Below are 19,753 nucleotides of genomic sequence, written 5' to 3' on the forward strand. Positions count from 1 at the left end.
ATTAGGCGGTGGTTGGGTTTTAAAAAAAAAAAAAAAAAAAAAAAAAAAAAAAAAAAAAAAAAAGAGCTTTTCCCTTTTTTTTTTTTTTTTTTTTTTTTTTCTGAAAGGCCTTTTGCTAGTGAGTTACAAAGGATTTTTTTGAGTTTTCACGAATGTAACTGTGAACGGAGGGTACAGCATGACAAAAGTACACTATACAGTAAAAAATGAAATAGCCTGGCTGACACTTAACAGACCGCAACAAAGAAATGCCGTAGATTTTGATGTTATTGCTTTATTAAAACACCACCTTATAAAAGCGAAAGAAGATGATTCGGTAAAGATGTTGCTCATTACGGGAAGTGGTCAAGACGCTTTTTGCGCTGGTGGAGATGTAAAAGCCTTTCAAAACTTACAAACAGCTCATGAAGCGTATGACATGCTCTCTAGAATGGGTGAGGTGCTACGGAGTCTCTTTTTCTTTCCTAAGCCAACAGTGGCCTTGTTAAATGGTACGGCAGTTGGAGGAGGCTGTGAGTTAGCGGCAGCATGCGATTTTAGAGTGGCAACCGCAGATGCCAAAATAGGCTTTATTCAAGGGAACTTAGGAATAACAACAGGTTGGGGTGGTGCGACCTACTTATTTGAGCGAATTACAAAAATAGAGGCGCTTGACTTGTTATTATCTGCTCAAAAAATAACAGCTGTTCAAGCCCATCAAAAAGGATTTATTCAATATGTCATAAAAAGTGCTTCTGTGAATGAAGAAGTGAGCCGCTATTTACAACGATATCTTGCTTTACCAAAAGAAGTATTGATGACTTATAAACGAAATTACATAGATAGTTTAGATCAGCAAGCTATTAACAGCCGCGTGGAGCAGGAAATTCGGCGCTGCGCTACCCTTTGGGAAAGCGATGTGCATCATCAGGCTGTAGCGAATTTCTTAACATAAAACCATCCTTTTGCGGTCTTTTTGAAATAGAAATGTCACAGGATTGATAGAACAAAGTCTATCTTATCTAGCAATGGCATAACTATGTAAAAAAAGACATAAAAAATGGGAGGGATTGTTTTGACAGTTGTTCGTCAAGATGCTTGGAATCAAGAAGAAGATCAACTACTTGCAAGCGTTGTCATTCGGCATATTAAAGAGGGAAGTACACAATTAGCAGCGTTTGAGGAAGTAGGAGAGAGGCTTTCGCGAACGTCGGCTGCTTGTGGGTTTCGCTGGAACTCTCTCATACGAAAGCAGCATGAGAGAGATATTGCCGAGGCAAAAAAGAAAAGGAAAGAGCGTACAAAGGCAAAGAGTGGTCGTGGAAATGCAGCGTTAACCGCACATAGTTATGTGGAAAAAGAAGCAGTGCCTGCTCTTTCCTCGCTTGATGAAGTGATTCTCTTTTTAAAAAATTATAAACAAGCAGAAGAAATGCGAACAGCCTCTTCAGTGCAGAAAAAGCTTGAGGGACTTGCCCAACAAAACAAAGATTATGAAGAGCGTCTGCAAGCGCTACAGCATGACTATACGATGATGTGTGAAGAGTATAAAGGCTTATTGGAAATTATTGAGCGAGCAAGGAGACTTGTAGATGGAGCTTCTAATCATCATGTCTCGTTTGCCATTGAGGGAATGAAACGAGAGAAATAAATAAAAAGAGAAGGCACATTTGCTGCGCCTTCTCTTTTTATTTATAGTGTTTGTTCTGAAACGCCGCTTGGATACCAAACGTATGGATTTTCTCCGCGATCGCGTTCTTCGTTATACGTAACTGCTTCGAAGTCCATTTTTTCCCAAAAACCACTTGATTGTTGACGACCGTTTGTTTTAATCGGTAAATTTAAGGACTGAGCAAATTGTACAAGCGTTTTGCCATAGCCTTTGCCTTGGAATTGTGGTAACACTTCTAATTTCCATAACTCATAATAATCTTGAGATGGATTAAAATAGCGATCATACTGTGATTCTATACGATATAAACTCATGCGAGCCACGAGTTTGTCTCCAAAATAAATGCCGTAAAATGGTGATTCACTATCATTTTCAATGATGTTATCTTGTAAATCTTCAAGCATCGATAATTCTTGAATGCCATAGGCTTTGAATTGTTTGAATTCTTCGAGTGTTTTGTAGTTGATGACGAGTCGTTTAACGGTGTAGGTGTGTGTTGTGTTCATCAGACTTCCCCCTCTGTAGCTCTGTTAATCTTCTTTCTTACTAGTATACCTTAAGATGGCGAAAAATTCTTTAAAAAAGAAATATTCATTTTGTTATCGATTTCAGAAGGAAAACGGGGTTTTTTGTCGAATATAACAACTTGAGACAGCGAAGGGAGGAAAGACAAGTGAAGAAAATATTAATTGCGAACCGCGGAGAAATTGCCAGCCGTATTATTAAAACATGCAAAGAAATGGGTATCCAGACCATTGCCGTTTATTCAGAAGCTGACAAAAACCTTCCTTACGTCCGCGAAGCGGATAAGGCTTACCATATAGGTGAACCGCCGGTTGCTAAATCGTATTTAAATCAAGAACGTTTACTTGAAATTGCCCAAGAAGAAGCGGTGGATGCCGTTCATCCAGGGTATGGCTTTTTATCTGAGAACAGTGAGTTTGTAAAGAAAGTTGAAGCGTTAGGTATTACATTTATCGGGCCATCATGGGACGTGGTCGAAAAAATGGGGGATAAGGTAGAAGCCCGTAAAACGATGGACCAAGCAGGCGTACCCATTGTTCCAGGAACAATAGATCCGATTGCTGATGTAGACGAAGCAGCAACAATTGCTAGCAATATTGGTTATCCAGTTATGCTAAAGGCAAGTGCTGGTGGCGGTGGAATTGGCATGGTTCGCTGTGATGATGAGGCTACGTTACGAAAACAATTTGCCTCTAGTCAACAACGTGCGAAAATGTATTTTGGCAACGATACAATGTTTATTGAAAAATATATCAGTCCAGCTCGCCATATTGAAATTCAAGTATTTGGTGATCGCCATGGAAATGTGATTCATCTTTTTGAACGCGATTGCTCAGTGCAACGTCGTCATCAAAAAGTAATTGAAGAATCACCGTCACCGTATTTAAGTGCAGAGCTTCGACAAAAAATGGGAGAAGCAGCCGTTACAGCTGCCAAATCTGTTCTTTATAGCAATGCAGGTACGGTTGAATTTATCGTTAGTGAAACAGGCGAATTTTATTTCCTAGAAATGAATACACGACTACAAGTAGAACATCCGGTAACGGAAATGACGACTGGTCTTGATTTAGTGGCTTGGCAAATCGAAGTTGCTCGCGGAAAGGCGCTACCGCTCATGCAAGAAGAAGTGATGCAAAAAGGTCATAGCATGGAATTTCGTTTATATGCCGAAGATCCCGTGAAATTTTTGCCATCACCTGGTAAGATGGAGAAGTTGGTATTCCCAACAGGCGAAGGAATTCGTGTGGATAGCGGTTATGAAGAGGGCAATACGGTATCCCCTTTTTATGATCCAATGATTGCGAAGATTATTGTAAGCGATTCCAATAGAGAGCGCTGCTTACAGCGAGCGACTGCCTTTTTTGCTTCCTTTGAAGCAGAAGGTATAAAAACGAACGCTCCTTTGTTTGCGACCGTTTTGCAAGACCAAGATTTTATAGAAGGAAATTATCATACCGGTTTTTTAAGTAAAGGTAGTACAGTAACGAAACAATAACTGATGTGTAGGAGTGGAACGAGATGAAGCAAGTAACAGCATCGATGGCAGGAACAGTATGGAATATTGCAGTAGCTGTAGGAGATGAAGTAGCAGCAGGACAAACTGTCATCGTCCTTGAGTCGATGAAAATGGAAATTCCAATGGAAGCAGAAATGGCAGGATCAGTAGCTGAAATTAAAGTTGAAGCTGGTGACTTCGTTAATGAAGGAGACGTACTAGTCGTTTTAGCATAATGCAGCGCCGAACGAGCGCTCACTCTAAAGGAAGATGGAGGTTAACATGGAATCGACAACAAAAACAGCGAATGCACAATCTAAATATGAAGAGGCCGTAGCGAAAATTAAAAGTGGCGGTGCAGCAAAATATCATGAAAAAAATGCAGCGCAACATAAGATGTTCGCTCGAGATCGTCTTTTACTATTATTTGATAAAGACAGTGTTACACAAGAAGATGGCTTATTTGCTAACGCGCAAGCTGGCGATTTACCTGCCGATGGTGTCATTACGGCCATTGGTAAAGTGAATGGACAAACAGTCTGTGCGATGGCGAATGATTCCACGGTAAAAGCTGGTTCATGGGGTGCGCGAACGGTAGAAAAAATCATACGCATTCAAGAAACGGCGCAACGCTTAAAAGTGCCAATGATGTATTTAGTAGACTCTGCTGGCGCGCGTATTACCGACCAAATTGATATGTTTCCAAACCGTCGCGGCGCAGGAAGAATCTTTTATAATCAAGTGAAAATGTCAGGGATGGTTCCGCAAGTATGCTTATTATTTGGACCATCTGCTGCGGGTGGTGCCTACATCCCGGCTTTTTGTGATATCGTCATTATGGTAGATCAAAATGCTTCGATGTATCTTGGCTCACCGCGGATGGCGGAAAAAGTAATTGGGGAAAAAGTAACGCTCGAAGAAATGGGCGGCGCGCGCATGCATTGTTCGGTTAGTGGCTGTGGCGATCTACTAGCAGCTGATGAACAAGAAGCGATTGCGCAAGCGCGTAAATACTTAACGTATTTTCCTGGAAACTATAAAGAAAAGCCAGCTATAACAGAAGCAAAGCTACCACTAGCAGGTCGTCCAATTGAAGCAATCGTTCCTGAAAATCAAAATGTACCATTTGATATGTATGAGTTTATAGGCGCGCTTTGTGACGAAGATAGTTTCTTTGAAATTAAAAAACTATTTGCGGCAGAGTTGATTACAGGATTAGCACGCATAAACGGCCGTCCGGTTGGTTTAATTGCGAACCAACCAAAAGTAAAAGGTGGCGTATTGTTCGTAGATTCAGCTGATAAAGCAGCTAAGTTTATTACATTATGTGATGCGTTTAATATTCCTGTCATCTTTTTAGCCGACGTTCCAGGCTTCATGATTGGAACAAAAGTAGAACGCGCGGGTATTATTCGTCATGGAGCTAAACTGATTGCGGCCATGAGCGATGTAACAGTTCCAAAGCTTTCGGTCATCGTTCGAAAAGCGTATGGAGCTGGCTTATACGCAATGGCTGGTCCGGCATTTGAACCGGATTGCTGTATTGCCTTGCCAACTGCTCAAATTGCAGTCATGGGTCCAGAAGCGGCTGTAAATGCAGTTTACTCTAATAAAATCAATGAAATTGCAGATCCTAAAGAGCGTGTCCAGTTTGTTCAACAAAAACATCAAGAATATAAAGAACATATTGATGTATATAAACTAGCATCAGAGCTTATTATTGATGATATTGTGGAACCGCAAAACTTAAGACAAACATTGGAGCAACGACTTCATTTATTAGAAACGAAAGAAATGGTATTCAGTGAGCGCAAGCACCCTGTTTATCCTGTATAATACCTTGAGCACACGCTGTTACTAAAATGAGTAGCAGCGTGTGCTTCTTTTAGGTTTGGTGTACTATAAGAGTGAAGAGATAGGGTGTCTGTAAATCTAACTTTCTTTTATATGAATGAGGTGAGTGTGAATGAAGGTTGCCGTTATTGGTGGAGGGGCAATTGGGCTGCTCATGGCATCAATGTTAACCGAAATGGGAAGCAACGTAACGCTTTATACGAGAACAGAAGAACAAGCCAATGCAATTATGAAACGAGGTGTGAAGTGTCATTATTTTGGTAAAAATGAAAGATACTACCCCTTGCATGCCCGTAAATTTCCCGACTTAAAGGAAGAAGCCGATCTTGTTGTGATCTGTGTGAAGCAACATCAATTATCATCAGTCCTAGCCTTCTTAAAACAAAGTGCAATGGTGCGTCATGCCATACCTCTTTTTCTACAAAATGGCATGGGACATCTATCGAGCATTGAACAATTACCGCAGTCGGTTGTGATGGCTGGTGTAGTGGAACACGGTGCGCTCCGGATCTCAGAAACAGACGTACAGCAAACTGGTAAAGGAGCACTGCGCCTTTTCTTTGTTAAAGGAAACAACCAAGACGTACAACGGTATTTACAACATCCGATTTTAGACGCTGTGTTTTCGGAAAATGCTCGTCATACAATGGAAGAAAAATTACTAGCCAATGCTGTAATTAACCCGTTAACGGCCTTGTTTGAAGTGGAAAATGGTGCTTTACTACATAATGAATCTTTACGGACGTTAGCGCTTATGTTATTTGAAGAAGCAAGAAGTGTATTAAACAGAAGCGATCGTGAGAAAGATCTAGCCTACTTATGGAACATTTGTGAAGGGACGAAGCGCAATCGTTCTTCAATGCTCAAGGATATTGAAAATGGAACGCCTACAGAAATAGAAGCTATTAGTGGTTATCTTATTAAGCAAGCAGAAGCCCAAAATCTTCCTGTTCCTTATACTTCGTTTGTCTATCACGCCATTAAAGCAAAAGAGCTAGTAATTCCGTAAAGATGTCATGGATTTTACTATTCGTACATAAGCGTATAGAGAGGCTTATTCAAGCCATAAAGCATTTCTTTTGGGATATAAAGGAGATATTTGCTATACTCAATGAGCAACTGTATACATAAAGAAAGGACGTACAAGTATGAGGATAGATGAATTTCATCTTCACGATAAAAATCGAATTGCGGCGAGCTATTATGCGGAGGATCAAAAGACAGCATCATTATATGATTATCCAACCTTTCATCATCAATCGTTAATGAAACGTGTTTCCCATTTAGCTACTCGCGAATTTCAGCGGGACGAGCTAGTGAACTATCTTAGCGATTATAATTTCCAATATGCTTGTTCAGCAAAAACGTTAGAAAATATTCGTAAGCTTCGTGATCCAAAAAGTGTAGCTGTCATCGGAGGACAACAAGCGGGCTTGCTAACGGGACCACTGCTTACCATTCATAAATGCATTAGTATTCTCCAATTTGCTAAGCTTCAAGAAGAGCGTCTTGGCATTCCGGTCGTTCCCGTTTTCTGGATGGCGGGTGAAGATCATGATTACGAAGAAATTAATCATGTGTTTGTTGAAAGCAATCAGCAAACAAAAAAGCTAGCGTTGCCACAGCCAAGTCCTTATAAAACGTCCGCTACTCTAATGGAATGGAACGGGAAAAAAGCGGTAGATTGGCTTGAGACGGTATTTGCGAACTTTGGTGAAACAGCGTATACGAATGAACTGATGACGTCATTGAAAGAAAACCTGCTTCATGCTAAACATGTAGTTTCATCATTTGCCCAATTGTTAACAGAATTGTTCGGTGAGTTTGGGCTCATTCTTGTTGACTCTGGAGAGCCAGGATTTAAACGATTACAAAAAACGATGACGAAAAGGCTAATTAGCGAAAATCAAAAGCTAGATACCGCGTTTAATCGAGGCTTGGATCGTCTTTCCCAATTAGGATTTGACCATCCAGTTGAGCAACAAGAAGGGAATGCGCATCTCTTTTTTTACCATGAGAAAGAGCGACTTCTATTATTCCGAAACGGAGAAGATCGCTTTGAAACGAAAGACGGATCCATTTCCTTTACATCGGAAGAGCTACTAGCTTTAGCAGAGGAACGTCCTGAATGCTTTAGTAATAATGTCGTTTCTAGACCACTTATGCAGGACTTTATGTTTCCGGTACTTGCCTTTGTTGCAGGTTCAGGAGAAATTGCCTATTGGTCAGCATTAAAAGATGTCTTTTCTATCTTTTCGTTTACGATGCCTCCGCTCGTTCCGCGTCTATCGATGACGATTGTCTCTCAAAAAAGTGAAAAATTATTACAAGATGTGCAGTTACCTCTTGAAGATGTCATTCAAAAAGGAACAGCGCAAGCTAAACAACGCTGGTATGAACAAAATAAGCCACATGACATACAAAGCATTGGTGAAGAAACAATACGTGCCATTCAAAGTGCTCATGCTCAATTAGCACAATTGGCTATTGAAATTGATCCATCATTAGAACAACTTTCAGAAATTAATGTGAATCGTATTACGAAAGAAGTTCATTATTTGCAAAAAAAGATGGAACAAAAGATGAAAAAACAATATAAAGATCCACTTGCGCGTTATGATCAGTTAGCGCTAGCTCTTTATCCCAATAATCAGCTGCAAGAACGGGTATGGAACGTTTTTTATTATATGAACACATACGGCCCAACATTTGTTAAAGATCTAGCCTCCCAAACCTATGCGTTTAATGGCCTGCATAAAGTAGTTTCTGTAACGACCTCTTAACGAAAAAGCATAAACTTCATCGTTTTTTTCTTTAGACGATAAGGTGAAAAAAATCCTGCCCGACAGCAGGATTCTTTTTTTTGCTAGCGAATAGTTTGTTAGTGGTGAAAAGTGGGGCGTTGTGGTAGAGTAAGGGTTGAAAGTGGGGGGATGAGTCCATGTTCATGGGTGAATATTATCATACCATCGATGAAAAAGGACGAATGATTGTCCCTGCCAAGTTTCGAGAAGAACTTGGGACAACCTTTATTCTTACAAGAGGGATGGATCAGTGCGTGTTTGGCTATCCCCTTGAAGAGTGGCAGATCATTGAGCAAAAGCTTAAACAATTGCCATTTACGAAAAAAGACGCTAGAGCCTTCACCCGTTTCTTCTTTTCCGGTGCTGCCGAATGTCAGCTGGACAAACAGGGTAGAGTAAATGTAGCTTCGCAGTTAAGAGACTATGCAAAGTTAGAAAAAGATTGCGTAGTGATAGGGGTATCGAATAGAATTGAAATTTGGAACAAGTCCATTTGGGAAGATTATTTCTCTCTATCAGAAGCATCATTTGGAGAAATTGCTGAAAGTTTAATGGATTTTGAGTTGTAACACGTACGAAAGAGACTTTACTCGAGAAAGGATTACACCATGTTTGACCACATTACTGTTTTAAAAGAAGAAGCCGTTCATGCATTAAATGTAAAACCTGATGGCATTTACGTTGATTGTACATTAGGAGGAGCAGGACACAGCAAGTTAATTGCATCTCAATTAACGACGGGACATCTATTTGCCTTTGATCAAGATGATCACGCCATTGCACATGCTCGTTTACAATTGCAGGAATACGAGGGGCTCTATACGATTATTAAAAGTAATTTCCGTTATTTGAAGGAAGAGTTACAAGCTCGAGGAATTCAGGAAATTGATGGCGTTTTATTTGATTTAGGTGTTTCTTCCCCTCAATTAGATGAAGCCGATCGCGGATTTAGTTATCAGCATGATGCACCGTTAGATATGAGAATGAATCAAGACGCACCGTTAACGGCTCGAGACATTGTAAACGACTGGCCTTATGAAAAACTAGTAAAGATTATTTTTCAATACGGAGAAGAAAAATTCGCAAAGCAAATTACAAGAAAAATAGAAGCTGCCCGTCAAAAGCGACCGATTGAAACGACTGGGGAACTTGTAGAATTGATTAAAGATGCGATTCCAGCCCCTGCACGGCGCGCAGGAGGACACCCCGCAAAACGAACATTTCAAGCTATTCGCATTGCTGTCAATGATGAATTAAATGCTTTTGAAGAAGCGCTTGAAGATGGTATTTCTCTTTTGAAAAAGGGAGGAAGAATTAGCGTAATTACCTTCCATTCGCTTGAGGATCGTGCTTGTAAAACGATCATTAAGAAGCATAGTAGCACGCCAGATTTACCGCCAGGACTGCCAGTCATTCCAGAAGAATATCAACCATTGCTTAAAAATGTTACAAGAAAGCCGATTTTACCCGATGAAGAAGAGATCGCAGCTAATCGAAGGTCACGGTCAGCGAAACTGCGCGTAGCAGAAAAACAAAAGTAAAGGAGCGTTTCGGGGTGAGTAATTTAGCATATCAACCACAAAGAAAACCATCGCAAGAACCTCAAAAAACATATGTTAAGCAACCTCAAAAAGTTACGGGTACAAGAGGATCAAGGATTACAAAAGGGGAAAAAGTCATTTGGATTGCCGCAGCCCTTCTTCTTATGGCAGGGGCGACGATGTTCATTTCCAAATATGCAACCATTTATAAAATTAATGCAAGCATTAAAGCGGAACAATCGAATGTTAATGAAATTGAACGTCGTACAAAAGACTTAGAAAGCCAGAAAAAGGAATTGAGCAACCCTTCACGTATTATCGAAATGGCCAAAAAAGAAGGAATGAGCTTTGATAAGAAACGTGTGAAGCATTAAGGATATACTGTAATCTAGGAGACGGTTATGGACAAAAAATTTAAATTCAATTGGGGAGCAGGAACAATTTTATTAGGGTTCGTCCTGCTCTTTTTCATATTGGCAGGGCGTTTTTTTTATATTGCCTATGGAAAACAAGTGCAAGACGTCGATTTAAAGGCGTATGCAGAACATAAATGGACACGGCATAAAGTGTTAGAAGCAACGAGAGGGACCATTTTTGATCGAAACGGTAATCCAATTGCAGAAGATATTCCATCGTATACGGTAATTGCCGTCTTAGATCCAAAAGATCCGGCACATATTAAAGATCCTGCTCGTGCAGCCAGTCAGCTAGCGGGGGTGTTAGCTGCGGACGAAAGTGAAATTGAAAAATCACTTAGTAAAAAAGGGCGCTATCAAGTGCAATTGCCGGGTGGGCGTAAAATTTCAAATAAAGATAAAGAAAAAATCGAAAAAATGGATATTCAAGGAATTGATTTTATTCCAGAAACGAAACGCTACTATCCAAATGATAATTTTGCTTCACATGTCATTGGCTATACGAATGAAGATAATAAAAACAACATTTCAGGTGTGCTTGGTTTAGAAAAAACATTGGATAAATATTTAAAAGAATCGAATGGAAGTTTAACGTTTAAAAGTGATACGAAGGGTATAGAACTTCCGAATCCACAAGAGCAAATGAAAAAACCTAAAGATGGGGCAAACGTTTATTTAACGCTTGATGAAAAGATACAAACGCTATTAGAGCAAGCGATGACAAAAGCCGATGATAAATACCATCCACAGGCAATGATCGGGATTGTTGCCGATCCGAAAACAGGAAAAATTCTAGCGATGAGTGATCGTCCGTCCTTCAATCCAAACAAGCGAGAAATTAAAGATTTTACGAATACGGCTATTTCATATCCCTATGAGCCAGGTTCAACGATGAAGATTTTCACGTTAGCGGCTGCTATTCAAGAGAAAGTATACAATGGAAATGAAACGTATAAGTCGGGGCAATATAAAATCCCACACAATCGCCCCATCTCTGATCACAATAAAGTAGGTTGGGGAACGATTACCTTTGATGAAGGGGTCGAGAATTCTTCCAATGTGCTATTTTCTAAGCTTGCTCGAGAAAAGCTAGGATATGATCGATTTTATAGTTATTTAAAGAAATTCGGCTTAGATCGCCCAACAGGCATTGATTTACCAAATGAAAAGGCCGGTAAAATTCTTTATAACTATGAAATTGAAAAGTTAACAACCGCATTTGGTCAAGGAACAACCGTAACACCTATTCAACAAATTCAAGGCGCTACGGCTATTGCAAATGGTGGGAAGATGATGCGTCCATTTGTGATTAATAAAGTTGTAGATCCTTCCACGAAAAAAACATTGTTAAGTCATCAACCTGAAGTAGCTGGTACACCAATTTCTGAAGAAACAGCGAAACAAGAGCGAAATATTTTAGAAAAAGTTGTAACGAAAGGGACAGGGAAACCTTTCCAAATAAAAGGATATTCAGTAGCCGGTAAAACGGGAACCGCACAAATTGTTGATAAAGAGACAGGGCGATATGCAAGCGGTTCAGGACAAAATGTATTTTCATTTATGGGTATGGCGCCAAAAGATGATCCGAAGTTATTAATGTACGTGGGCGTCATTCGTCCTCAACTGGAGGCTGGTCAGCTTGGTTCGGCACCTGTGTCCGATATTTTCACCTCCGTGATGAAAAATGGGCTTCAATATATGGAAGTGGAACCTGATGGTACTGACAAAGAACAAAAAGAAAAAGACAGCTCAGTGATGCTGTCATCCTTCATTGGAAGTAATCATGAAGCTGTTTCAAAAGCGTTAGAAAAAGCAAAAATGCGTCCAGTCGTACTTGGAAGTGGCGCGACAATTGAGGCGCAATTACCAGAAGCAAAATCAAATGTACTGCCTGGTGAACGAGTACTGTTAAAAACAAGTGGCAATGTACAAATGCCTGATGTGACGGGATGGTCAAAGGCGGATGTACTAAAGCTTGCTAAAATGCTGAACCTGAAAATTTCGGTAAAAGGTACCGGCTTTGCCAACAGTCAGAGTCTACAAAAGGGCATGCGATTAAAAGCAAACGATGATTTAGCCGTTACGTTTGCGGAGCCGTCAATGGATGATGTTGACTTAAGTCAGAATAAAAAACCAAAAAAAGAAGATAGGCCGTAGACGAGTGTAGCTCGTTCTAACCGCCTGCGTACAAGCATATAGTGAAACGAGCCATGCCGGAGGAGGAATCGATGTGCGCGTTTCAAATGTAACCGTACGCAGGCGGTTAATTTTTGTCTTGATTGCTGGAGTCTGTATCTTTTTTATCATTGCTGCAAGATTAGGATATGTTCAATTTGTAATCGGTGGGTGGTTAACGGGGAAAGCATTAGATTCTTGGAGTCGAAATATCCCTTTTGAACCTCAGCGCGGAGAAATTTTAGATCGCAATGGTGTACCACTTGCAACGAATATTAGTGCTCCGACTGTTTTTGTTATTCCAAAACAAATTAAAGATCCTGTCCAAACATCCAAGCAACTCGCTTCTATTCTGGATGTGAAAGAACAGGATGTCTATAAAAAAATCACCAAAAAATCGATGATTATTCGCATGGATCAAGGTGGCCGTAAAATTAGCAATGAAAAAGCCAATCAAGTACGGGCCTTAAATTTAGCGGGTGTATTTATAGCAGAAGATAGTAAACGACACTATCCGTATGGTAGCTATTTATCCCATGTTCTTGGCTTTGCAGGAATTGATAACCAAGGTTTAACAGGCTTAGAGCAATATTATGATAAACAGCTTAGCGGGAAAAAAGGCCATGTTTCCTTTTTTTCGGACGCACGTGGAAAACGGATGCCTTCTCTGTCAGATGATTATGAGCGACCAAGCAATGGGAATAATCTAAAGCTTACGATCGACTCAAAAGTACAAACGATTATCGAGCGAGAACTTGATATTGCACAAGCAAAATATAATCCTGATGGAGCAGTTGCTATTGCAATGAATCCTAGTACAGGAGAAATACTCGGTATGTCGAGTCGCCCTGATTTTAATCCAGAAGACTACCGACGTGTTTCCCCGGAAGTATATAATCGTAACTTGCCAGTATGGGCGAACTATGAACCAGGTTCTACGTTTAAAATTATTACACTAGCCTCAGCAATCGAGGAAAAGAAAGTAGATCTGGAAAGAGATCATTTCAACGATCCGGGGTCTATTGAAGTAGGCGGCCGAAAACTACGCTGTTGGCGCCGTTCAGGTCATGGAAGTCAGTCTTTTTTAGAAGGGGTACAAAATTCATGTAACCCAGGCTTCGTTATTTTAGGGCAACGATTAGGAAAAGAAAAGCTGTTTTCTTATATAAGGAACTTTGGATTTGGTCAGAAGACAGGCATCGATCTTCAAGGGGAGGCAACGGGCATTTTATTTAATGAAAATAAAGTGGGGCCACTTGAATTGGCAACAACCGCCTTTGGTCAAGGGGTGTCCGTTACGCCAATTCAACAAGTTGCTGCTGTATCGGCGGCTGTAAATGGTGGTTACTTGTACGAACCTTATATTGCAAAAGAAATTGATGATCCTGTCACGGGTAAACCAATTTCAATTCAATCACCCAAACTTAAGCGCAAAGTGATTTCAGAAGAAACATCGAAACAAGTTCGCCATGCACTAGAAATGGTTGTTGCTCAAGGAACCGGTCGCAATGCCTATGTGGACGGATATCGAGTAGGCGGCAAAACAGGAACGGCTCAGAAAGCAAAGGATGGCAAATACCTACAAAACAATCATATTGTTTCATTTATCGGAATTGCGCCAGCGGATGATCCACAGCTTGTCGTGTATGTTGCCATCGATAATCCGAAAAATACGGTTCAATTTGGTGGTACGGTCGCAGCTCCAATCGTCGGAAAAATGATGGATGATAGCTTGCGAGCAATGGGGATTGAAAAACGGAAAAATCAAATAGAGAAAAAGAAACAATGGCCAGATGTAGACATGATTGAAGTGCCTAATTTGGTCGGTGTTCCTGTTGATAAGCTTCAAGATATGATGTATGAATTAAACGTGAAAACGTCAGGAAAAGGGGAATACATTGTAAAGCAAGCGCCTGCTCCTGGTGTGAAATTAAAGCCTGGTTCAGTAATTCGCCTATTTTTGGGTGACAAACCGGGTGGGTAGGATTAAAATAGATAGGAATGCTATTAGCCAGGCGCATCGCCTTGGCTTCTTTTTCTGATGAGAACACATATTTGGAAAGGTCTTGATACTGTGAGATTAAAGGAATTACTCAATCATCTACTACACTATACAATGAATCAAGAAGCGGACATTGACATTACTTCTATAGAAATGGATTCAAGAGCAGCTACCCCGGGTAGTTTATTCATTTGTATTGAAGGTTTTACGGTAGATGGCCATCATTATGCGGCACAAGCTGTTGAAAATGGCGCTTCAGCCATTTTGGCACAAAAGCCACTTCCGCACATTGTAAATGTGCCTGTAATTCAAGTGCGTGATACGAAAAGAGCAATGGCTGTTTTAGCTAATGCCTTTTATGGCTATCCAACAGAGAAGCTGCACTTAATTGGTGTAACTGGTACAAATGGAAAAACAACAACGTCTCACTTAATACAACAAGTATTTGCAGACGCAGAGAAGAAGGTAGGTATGATTGGCACGATCGGTGTCATGATCAATGGTGTTCATCATAAAGTGAACAATACGACGCCTGAATCGTTATTTCTTCAAAAAGCATTTCATGAGATGACAGAAGAGGGTGTTGAAGCGGCTGTGATGGAAGTTTCTTCTCATGCACTTGATATGGGAAGAGTGCGTGGTTGTGATTATGATGTTGCCGTTTTTACAAATTTAACGCAAGATCATTTGGATTATCACGGAGATATGATGACGTATATGCGCGCAAAAGGATTGCTTTTTTCTCAGCTAGGCAATACATATGGAAGCGCCAAGCCAAAAGTAGCTGTGCTGAATGGAGATGATTCGGCATCGGAGCACTTTGCTAAAATGACAGCTGCGCAAATTATAACGTATGGTATTGATACCGATTGTGACGTTACGGCTAAAAATATTAAAATTACTGGTCGTGGCACGACATTTACGCTCGTTACACCGTTTGAAGAACGCGAGGTTTCATTGAAGCTTGTTGGTAAATTTTCTGTTTATAACGTTCTGGCTGCCATTTCGGCTTCGTTAGTATCTGGAATTGGCATCGATTCGGTTATAGAGACGATGGAAAGTGTAAAAGGTGTGGACGGTCGTTTTGAAACGGTTGATGCCGGTCAAGAATTTACGGTTATTGTCGATTACGCACATACACCGGATAGTTTAGAAAATGCACTGTTAACTGTTAAAGAGTTTGCAGAAGGAAATATTATTTGTATTGCAGGTTGTGGAGGCGATCGCGATCGCACAAAACGTCCACTAATGGCACAAATTGCTTCTGAGCATTCAGATGTAGCTATTTTCACTTCGGATAATCCGCGAACGGAAGATCCACAGGCAATTTTGGATGAAATGAAGGCAGGCACTGCAAACGATAATGTTGTGGTCATTCCTGATCGTCGAGAAGCGATAGAATATGCTGTTTCACAAGCTACGCCACTTGATATTATTTTAATTGCAGGCAAAGGTCATGAAACCTATCAAATCATTGGAAAAGATGTTTTTGATTTCGACGATCGTGTCGAAGCTGCCAAAGCGATTGGAGCGAAAAAGTAATGAGAATGGAATTAAAAGAATGTGCGGCAATTGCCATCAGTACGAGAGGAACGGTAGATCAACACGTTATCCAAGGCATTACAAAAGATTCGCGTGAATCTTTACCCAATGCTTTGTACGTGCCGATTAAAGGCGACCGTTTTGATGGTCATCGCTTTGTTCTGCAAGCAATGGAGAATGGAGCAATTGCTTCATTATGGGCAGAAGGTACACCCATCCCTTCTGATTTGCCAGCAGACTTTCCGCTAATAATTGTACGCGATACAATCGAGGCATTGCAGCAGCTCGCAAAACTATATTTAAATAAAGTAAAGCCAGTTGTCATTGGCGTGACGGGTTCAAACGGTAAAACTTCGACGAAAGATATGATTGAAGCCGTTGTAGCCACTACCTTTAAGACGCATAAAACACAAGGTAATTACAACAATCATATTGGTTTACCGCTTACGATTCTTTCCATGGATGAAGGAACAGAAGTCATTATTTTAGAAATGGGTATGAATCATTTTGGTGAAATATCGTTGCTTAGTAAGCTAGCGCAACCGGATTTAGCCATCATTACGAACATTGGAGAATCACACATTGAATTTTTAGGCAGTCGAGAAGGAATTGCCCAAGCTAAGTTAGAAATTAAAGATGGATTAAAAGAAAGCGGGCTTCTCATTTTGGACGGAGACGAACCGTTGCTTCAACATGTGAAAGCGACCAATGTCCTCTCATGCGGTTATGGTGAAGAAAACACAATGACCATCGTAGATCAACAAGGGGATGAAAACGGGTTCTCATTCGGAATAGAAGGAGAAGGAACGACCTATTATTTGCCAATGCTCGGTACGCATAATGTGAAGAATGCTACGTATGCGATTGCGGTAGGTCATTATTTAAACATAGAAGATAGCGCGATTAACGAAGGCTTAAAGCATTTAAAAATGACAGGGATGCGTCTTGAAAAATATGAAGGCCTTCATGGTTCTCTTCTCATTAATGATGCCTACAATGCGAGTCCAACGAGTATGAAAGCGGCGATCAGTGCCATTAAAGAATTAAAGAACTATGAGCGCAAAGTCGTCGTTCTTGGAGACATGTATGAATTAGGACCAGATGAAGAAGCTATGCACCGCAGTGTAGCTCAAAGCATTTCTGAGCCGATTACCGATGTAATTGTTATTGGTGAAAAAGGTCGTTGGATTGGAGAAGAAGTGAAGAAGTTACAAAAGCCGATCAATGTTTCGCTCTTTTCTGTTAAAGAGGACGCAAAAGACGCCATTCTTGCTTCCTTATCAGACCAAACTGTCGTCTTATTTAAAGCATCACGCGGACTAGCATTAGAAACGATTATTACAGGATTTAAGAAGGATATTCAGGAGGCAGGAAAATGATTGAACGGACATTATTAATCACACTTCTCGCTTCTTTTCTCATTGCCGTACTTAGTTCACCGTTTTTTATCCCCTTTTTAAGAAGATTGAAATTCGGTCAAAGTATTCGAGAAGAGGGGCCACAATCGCATCAAAAAAAATCAGGAACACCAACAATGGGCGGAATTATTATTATCGTAGCACTAACGCTTTCCACGCTCATTATGTCCTATAAGTTTTACGGACTAAAAACAGAAACATATTTGTTGTTGCTCGTTACGGTTGGCTTTGGTGTACTTGGCTTTTTAGATGATTTTATTAAAGTAGTGAAAAAAAGAAATTTAGGGCTTACATCCAAACAAAAGCTTTTAGGGCAATTAATCATAGCAGCTATTTTTTATATTGTACTTGTTCAAACAGGTTTCTCTACCGATCTTCATGTACCTGGGACGAAGATTTCATTTGATATTGGATGGTTCTACCCGGTGCTCGTCGTGTTTATGCTCATTGGGGGATCAAATGCTGTTAACTTAACAGATGGCCTTGATGGCCTTTTATCGGGGACGGCAGCGATTGCTTTTGGAGCATTTGCAGTATTAGCAACGAATGTTCAAGCTTATTCAACAGCCTTATTTGCAGTAGCTGTCGTTGGTGCTGTCTTAGGCTTCCTCGTCTTTAATGCTCATCCAGCTAAAGTGTTTATGGGTGATACAGGATCGTTAGCTCTAGGAGGCGCCATTAGTGCCATTGCTATTATTACAAAGATGGAATTAGTACTCGTCATTATTGGCGGTGTGTTCGTCATTGAAACATTATCAGTCATGTTGCAAGTAGCTTCTTTTAAAACGAGAGGTAAGCGAATTTTCAAAATGAGTCCCATTCACCATCACTTTGAATTAAGTGGTTGGTCAGAATGGCGTGTTGTTGTTACGTTTTGGATTGTAGGCTTATTATTTGCAGCATTGGGAATTTATTTAGAGGTGTGGATGTAGTATGGATCGTAATCAAACATATAAAGGAAAACATGTACTCGTAGTAGGCTTAGCGAAAAGTGGCTTTGCAGCAGCAAAGCTTCTCACTTCCTATGGCGCTCATGTCGTTGTGAATGACCGCACGCCGCTAGAAGAAAATCCACAAGCGCAGTCATTAGTAGCGGAAGGCTTTGATGTCGTTTGCGGAGAACATCCTTTATCTTTATTAAATACGTCGCTCGATTATGTTGTTAAAAATCCTGGAATTCCCTATAGCAATCCGCTCATAGCAGAAGCTGTTAAGCGGGACATTCCTGTAATTACAGAAGTGGAAATCGCTGGAGAAGTAGCGGAAGCAGAAACCATTGCCATTACAGGATCGAATGGTAAAACGACCACAACAACGTTAATCGGAGAGATGATGAAAGACAGCGGCCGCACACCGATTGTTGCGGGGAACATTGGAACGGTGTTATCAGAAGTGGCAGATGCATCTACGAAAGATGATCTCTTAATTGCTGAACTTTCAAGTTTTCAATTAATGGGAACAATTCATTATGCACCTAAAATTGCTGTCTTATTAAATATTTTTGAAGCGCATCTTGATTATCATGGTACCCTCGATGAATATGCAAAGGCTAAGGGACGGATTTTTGCGAATCAAAAAAGTACCGATTTTGCGGTTTATAATGCCGACGATGAGAAGGTAGTTTCGCTCGTGAAAGGAACACAAGGTGTGAAAGTGCCTTTTTCGACGACACAAGATTGTCCGACAGGTGGTTGCATAAAAGACGGAGTGCTTTATTTTAAAGGGGAAAAAGTTATTTCTGAACGAGAAATTGTTCTTCCTGGTAAGCATAATAAAGAAAATATTTTAGCTGCTGTTTGTGCCGCTTTATTAGGCGGAGCCAAAAAAGAGCAAATTGTAGCCGTGTTAACAAGTTTTACTGGCGTAAAACATCGCCTTCAATTTGTTGAAATGATTGCTGGACGTAAATTCTATAATGATTCTAAAGCAACGAATATTCTTGCAACACAAGCAGCTATTAGTGCTTTTGAACAAGAGATTATTTTATTAGCTGGCGGCTTGGATCGTGGTAATGAATTTGACGAGCTTATTCCACAATTGAAATCAGTGAAAACACTAATTTTATTTGGAGAGTCTGCTCCAAAACTTGCGCGCGCTGCAAAGGATGCCGGCGTACCAACCATTATGATGGCTCATGACGTAGCGGAAGCTGTACCACTTGCTTATGAAGCTTCAAATGAAGGAGATATCATTCTTTTATCTCCTGCTTGTGCAAGCTGGGATCAGTATAAAACTTTTGAACAAAGAGGAGACATTTTTATCAGCGCTGTGCATAAACTTAAGTGAAAAGTTTGTACATGCTTAGGAGTAAGCAAATCCTAAAAAGCTGA

17 protein-coding genes are annotated in these 19,753 nt (G+C 40.4%); 16 read left to right on the forward strand and 1 reads right to left on the reverse strand.

The genetic code is table 11. The features are described from left to right. Positions 1–178 precede the first annotated feature (178 nt). Entirely contained in the window at positions 179–934 is a 756-nt protein-coding gene (locus A374_RS11785) for an enoyl-CoA hydratase/isomerase family protein (RefSeq protein ID WP_007202437.1), read from the forward strand. A gap of 120 nt (positions 935–1,054) precedes the next feature. Continuing rightward, entirely contained in the window at positions 1,055–1,630 is a 576-nt protein-coding gene (locus tag A374_RS11790) for an RsfA family transcriptional regulator (RefSeq protein ID WP_007202438.1), read from the forward strand. A 41-nt stretch (positions 1,631–1,671) separates the two neighbouring features. Here A374_RS11790 and A374_RS11795 read toward each other — a convergent pair whose 3' ends face one another. Then, positions 1,672–2,157 (reverse strand): N-acetyltransferase, encoded by a 486-nt coding sequence (locus tag A374_RS11795; RefSeq protein WP_007202439.1) that lies wholly within the window; start codon positions 2,155–2,157, stop codon positions 1,672–1,674. Positions 2,158–2,324: 167 nt separating this feature from the next. Between A374_RS11795 and A374_RS11800 the strand changes: the two genes are divergently transcribed. The 14 genes from A374_RS11800 (at position 2,325) to murD (ending at position 19,709) form a co-directional block, all read left to right on the forward strand. Then, positions 2,325–3,671, forward strand: a complete 1,347-nt coding sequence (locus A374_RS11800; RefSeq protein WP_007202440.1) for an acetyl-CoA carboxylase biotin carboxylase subunit — start codon at positions 2,325–2,327, stop codon at positions 3,669–3,671. A 23-nt stretch (positions 3,672–3,694) separates the two neighbouring features. After that, complete coding sequence (locus A374_RS11805; RefSeq protein ID WP_007202441.1) at positions 3,695–3,907, forward strand: acetyl-CoA carboxylase biotin carboxyl carrier protein subunit; 213 nt, start codon at positions 3,695–3,697, stop codon at positions 3,905–3,907. 46 nt (positions 3,908–3,953) lie between these two features. After that, a complete protein-coding gene (locus A374_RS11810) occupies positions 3,954–5,507 on the forward strand; it encodes an acyl-CoA carboxylase subunit beta (RefSeq protein ID WP_007202442.1) in 1,554 nt (517 codons plus the stop codon). A gap of 130 nt (positions 5,508–5,637) precedes the next feature. Next, positions 5,638–6,534, forward strand: a complete 897-nt coding sequence (locus A374_RS11815; protein WP_007202443.1) for a 2-dehydropantoate 2-reductase — start codon at positions 5,638–5,640, stop codon at positions 6,532–6,534. A gap of 139 nt (positions 6,535–6,673) precedes the next feature. Continuing rightward, complete coding sequence (gene bshC / locus A374_RS11820) at positions 6,674–8,308, forward strand: bacillithiol biosynthesis cysteine-adding enzyme BshC (protein WP_007202444.1); 1,635 nt, start codon at positions 6,674–6,676, stop codon at positions 8,306–8,308. Positions 8,309–8,466: 158 nt separating this feature from the next. Beyond that, entirely contained in the window at positions 8,467–8,898 is a 432-nt protein-coding gene (mraZ, locus tag A374_RS11825) for a division/cell wall cluster transcriptional repressor MraZ (RefSeq protein ID WP_007202445.1), read from the forward strand. 39 nt (positions 8,899–8,937) lie between these two features. Beyond that, the gene (rsmH, locus tag A374_RS11830) at positions 8,938–9,870 is read left to right on the forward strand and encodes a 16S rRNA (cytosine(1402)-N(4))-methyltransferase RsmH (RefSeq protein ID WP_007202446.1); all 933 of its coding nucleotides are present in this window, start codon (positions 8,938–8,940) and stop codon (positions 9,868–9,870) included. Positions 9,871–9,884: 14 nt separating this feature from the next. Beyond that, on the forward strand, positions 9,885–10,244 hold the full coding sequence (ftsL, locus tag A374_RS11835) for a cell division protein FtsL (RefSeq protein ID WP_007202447.1): 360 nt from the start codon (positions 9,885–9,887) through the stop codon (positions 10,242–10,244). 27 nt (positions 10,245–10,271) lie between these two features. Then, on the forward strand, positions 10,272–12,443 hold the full coding sequence (locus A374_RS11840; RefSeq protein ID WP_007202448.1) for a penicillin-binding protein: 2,172 nt from the start codon (positions 10,272–10,274) through the stop codon (positions 12,441–12,443). A gap of 73 nt (positions 12,444–12,516) precedes the next feature. Further along, the gene (locus tag A374_RS11845; protein WP_007202449.1) at positions 12,517–14,445 is read left to right on the forward strand and encodes a stage V sporulation protein D; all 1,929 of its coding nucleotides are present in this window, start codon (positions 12,517–12,519) and stop codon (positions 14,443–14,445) included. A 90-nt stretch (positions 14,446–14,535) separates the two neighbouring features. Then, positions 14,536–16,005, forward strand: coding sequence for a UDP-N-acetylmuramoyl-L-alanyl-D-glutamate--2,6-diaminopimelate ligase (locus A374_RS11850; protein WP_007202450.1), 1,470 nt, complete (start codon positions 14,536–14,538; stop codon positions 16,003–16,005). After that, positions 16,005–17,384, forward strand: a complete 1,380-nt coding sequence (locus A374_RS11855) for a UDP-N-acetylmuramoyl-tripeptide--D-alanyl-D-alanine ligase (protein WP_007202451.1) — start codon at positions 16,005–16,007, stop codon at positions 17,382–17,384. Before A374_RS11850 ends, A374_RS11855 begins: the two co-directional genes overlap by 1 nt. Continuing rightward, on the forward strand, positions 17,381–18,355 hold the full coding sequence (gene mraY, locus A374_RS11860; RefSeq protein ID WP_007202452.1) for a phospho-N-acetylmuramoyl-pentapeptide-transferase: 975 nt from the start codon (positions 17,381–17,383) through the stop codon (positions 18,353–18,355). Before A374_RS11855 ends, mraY begins: the two co-directional genes overlap by 4 nt. 1 nt (position 18,356) lies before the next feature. Beyond that, the gene (gene murD, locus A374_RS11865; RefSeq protein WP_007202453.1) at positions 18,357–19,709 is read left to right on the forward strand and encodes a UDP-N-acetylmuramoyl-L-alanine--D-glutamate ligase; all 1,353 of its coding nucleotides are present in this window, start codon (positions 18,357–18,359) and stop codon (positions 19,707–19,709) included. Positions 19,710–19,753: the final 44 nt, after the last annotated feature.

It is taken from the genome of Fictibacillus macauensis ZFHKF-1 (assembly GCF_000269865.1).
Lineage (GTDB): Bacteria > Bacillota > Bacilli > Bacillales > Fictibacillaceae > Fictibacillus_C > Fictibacillus_C macauensis.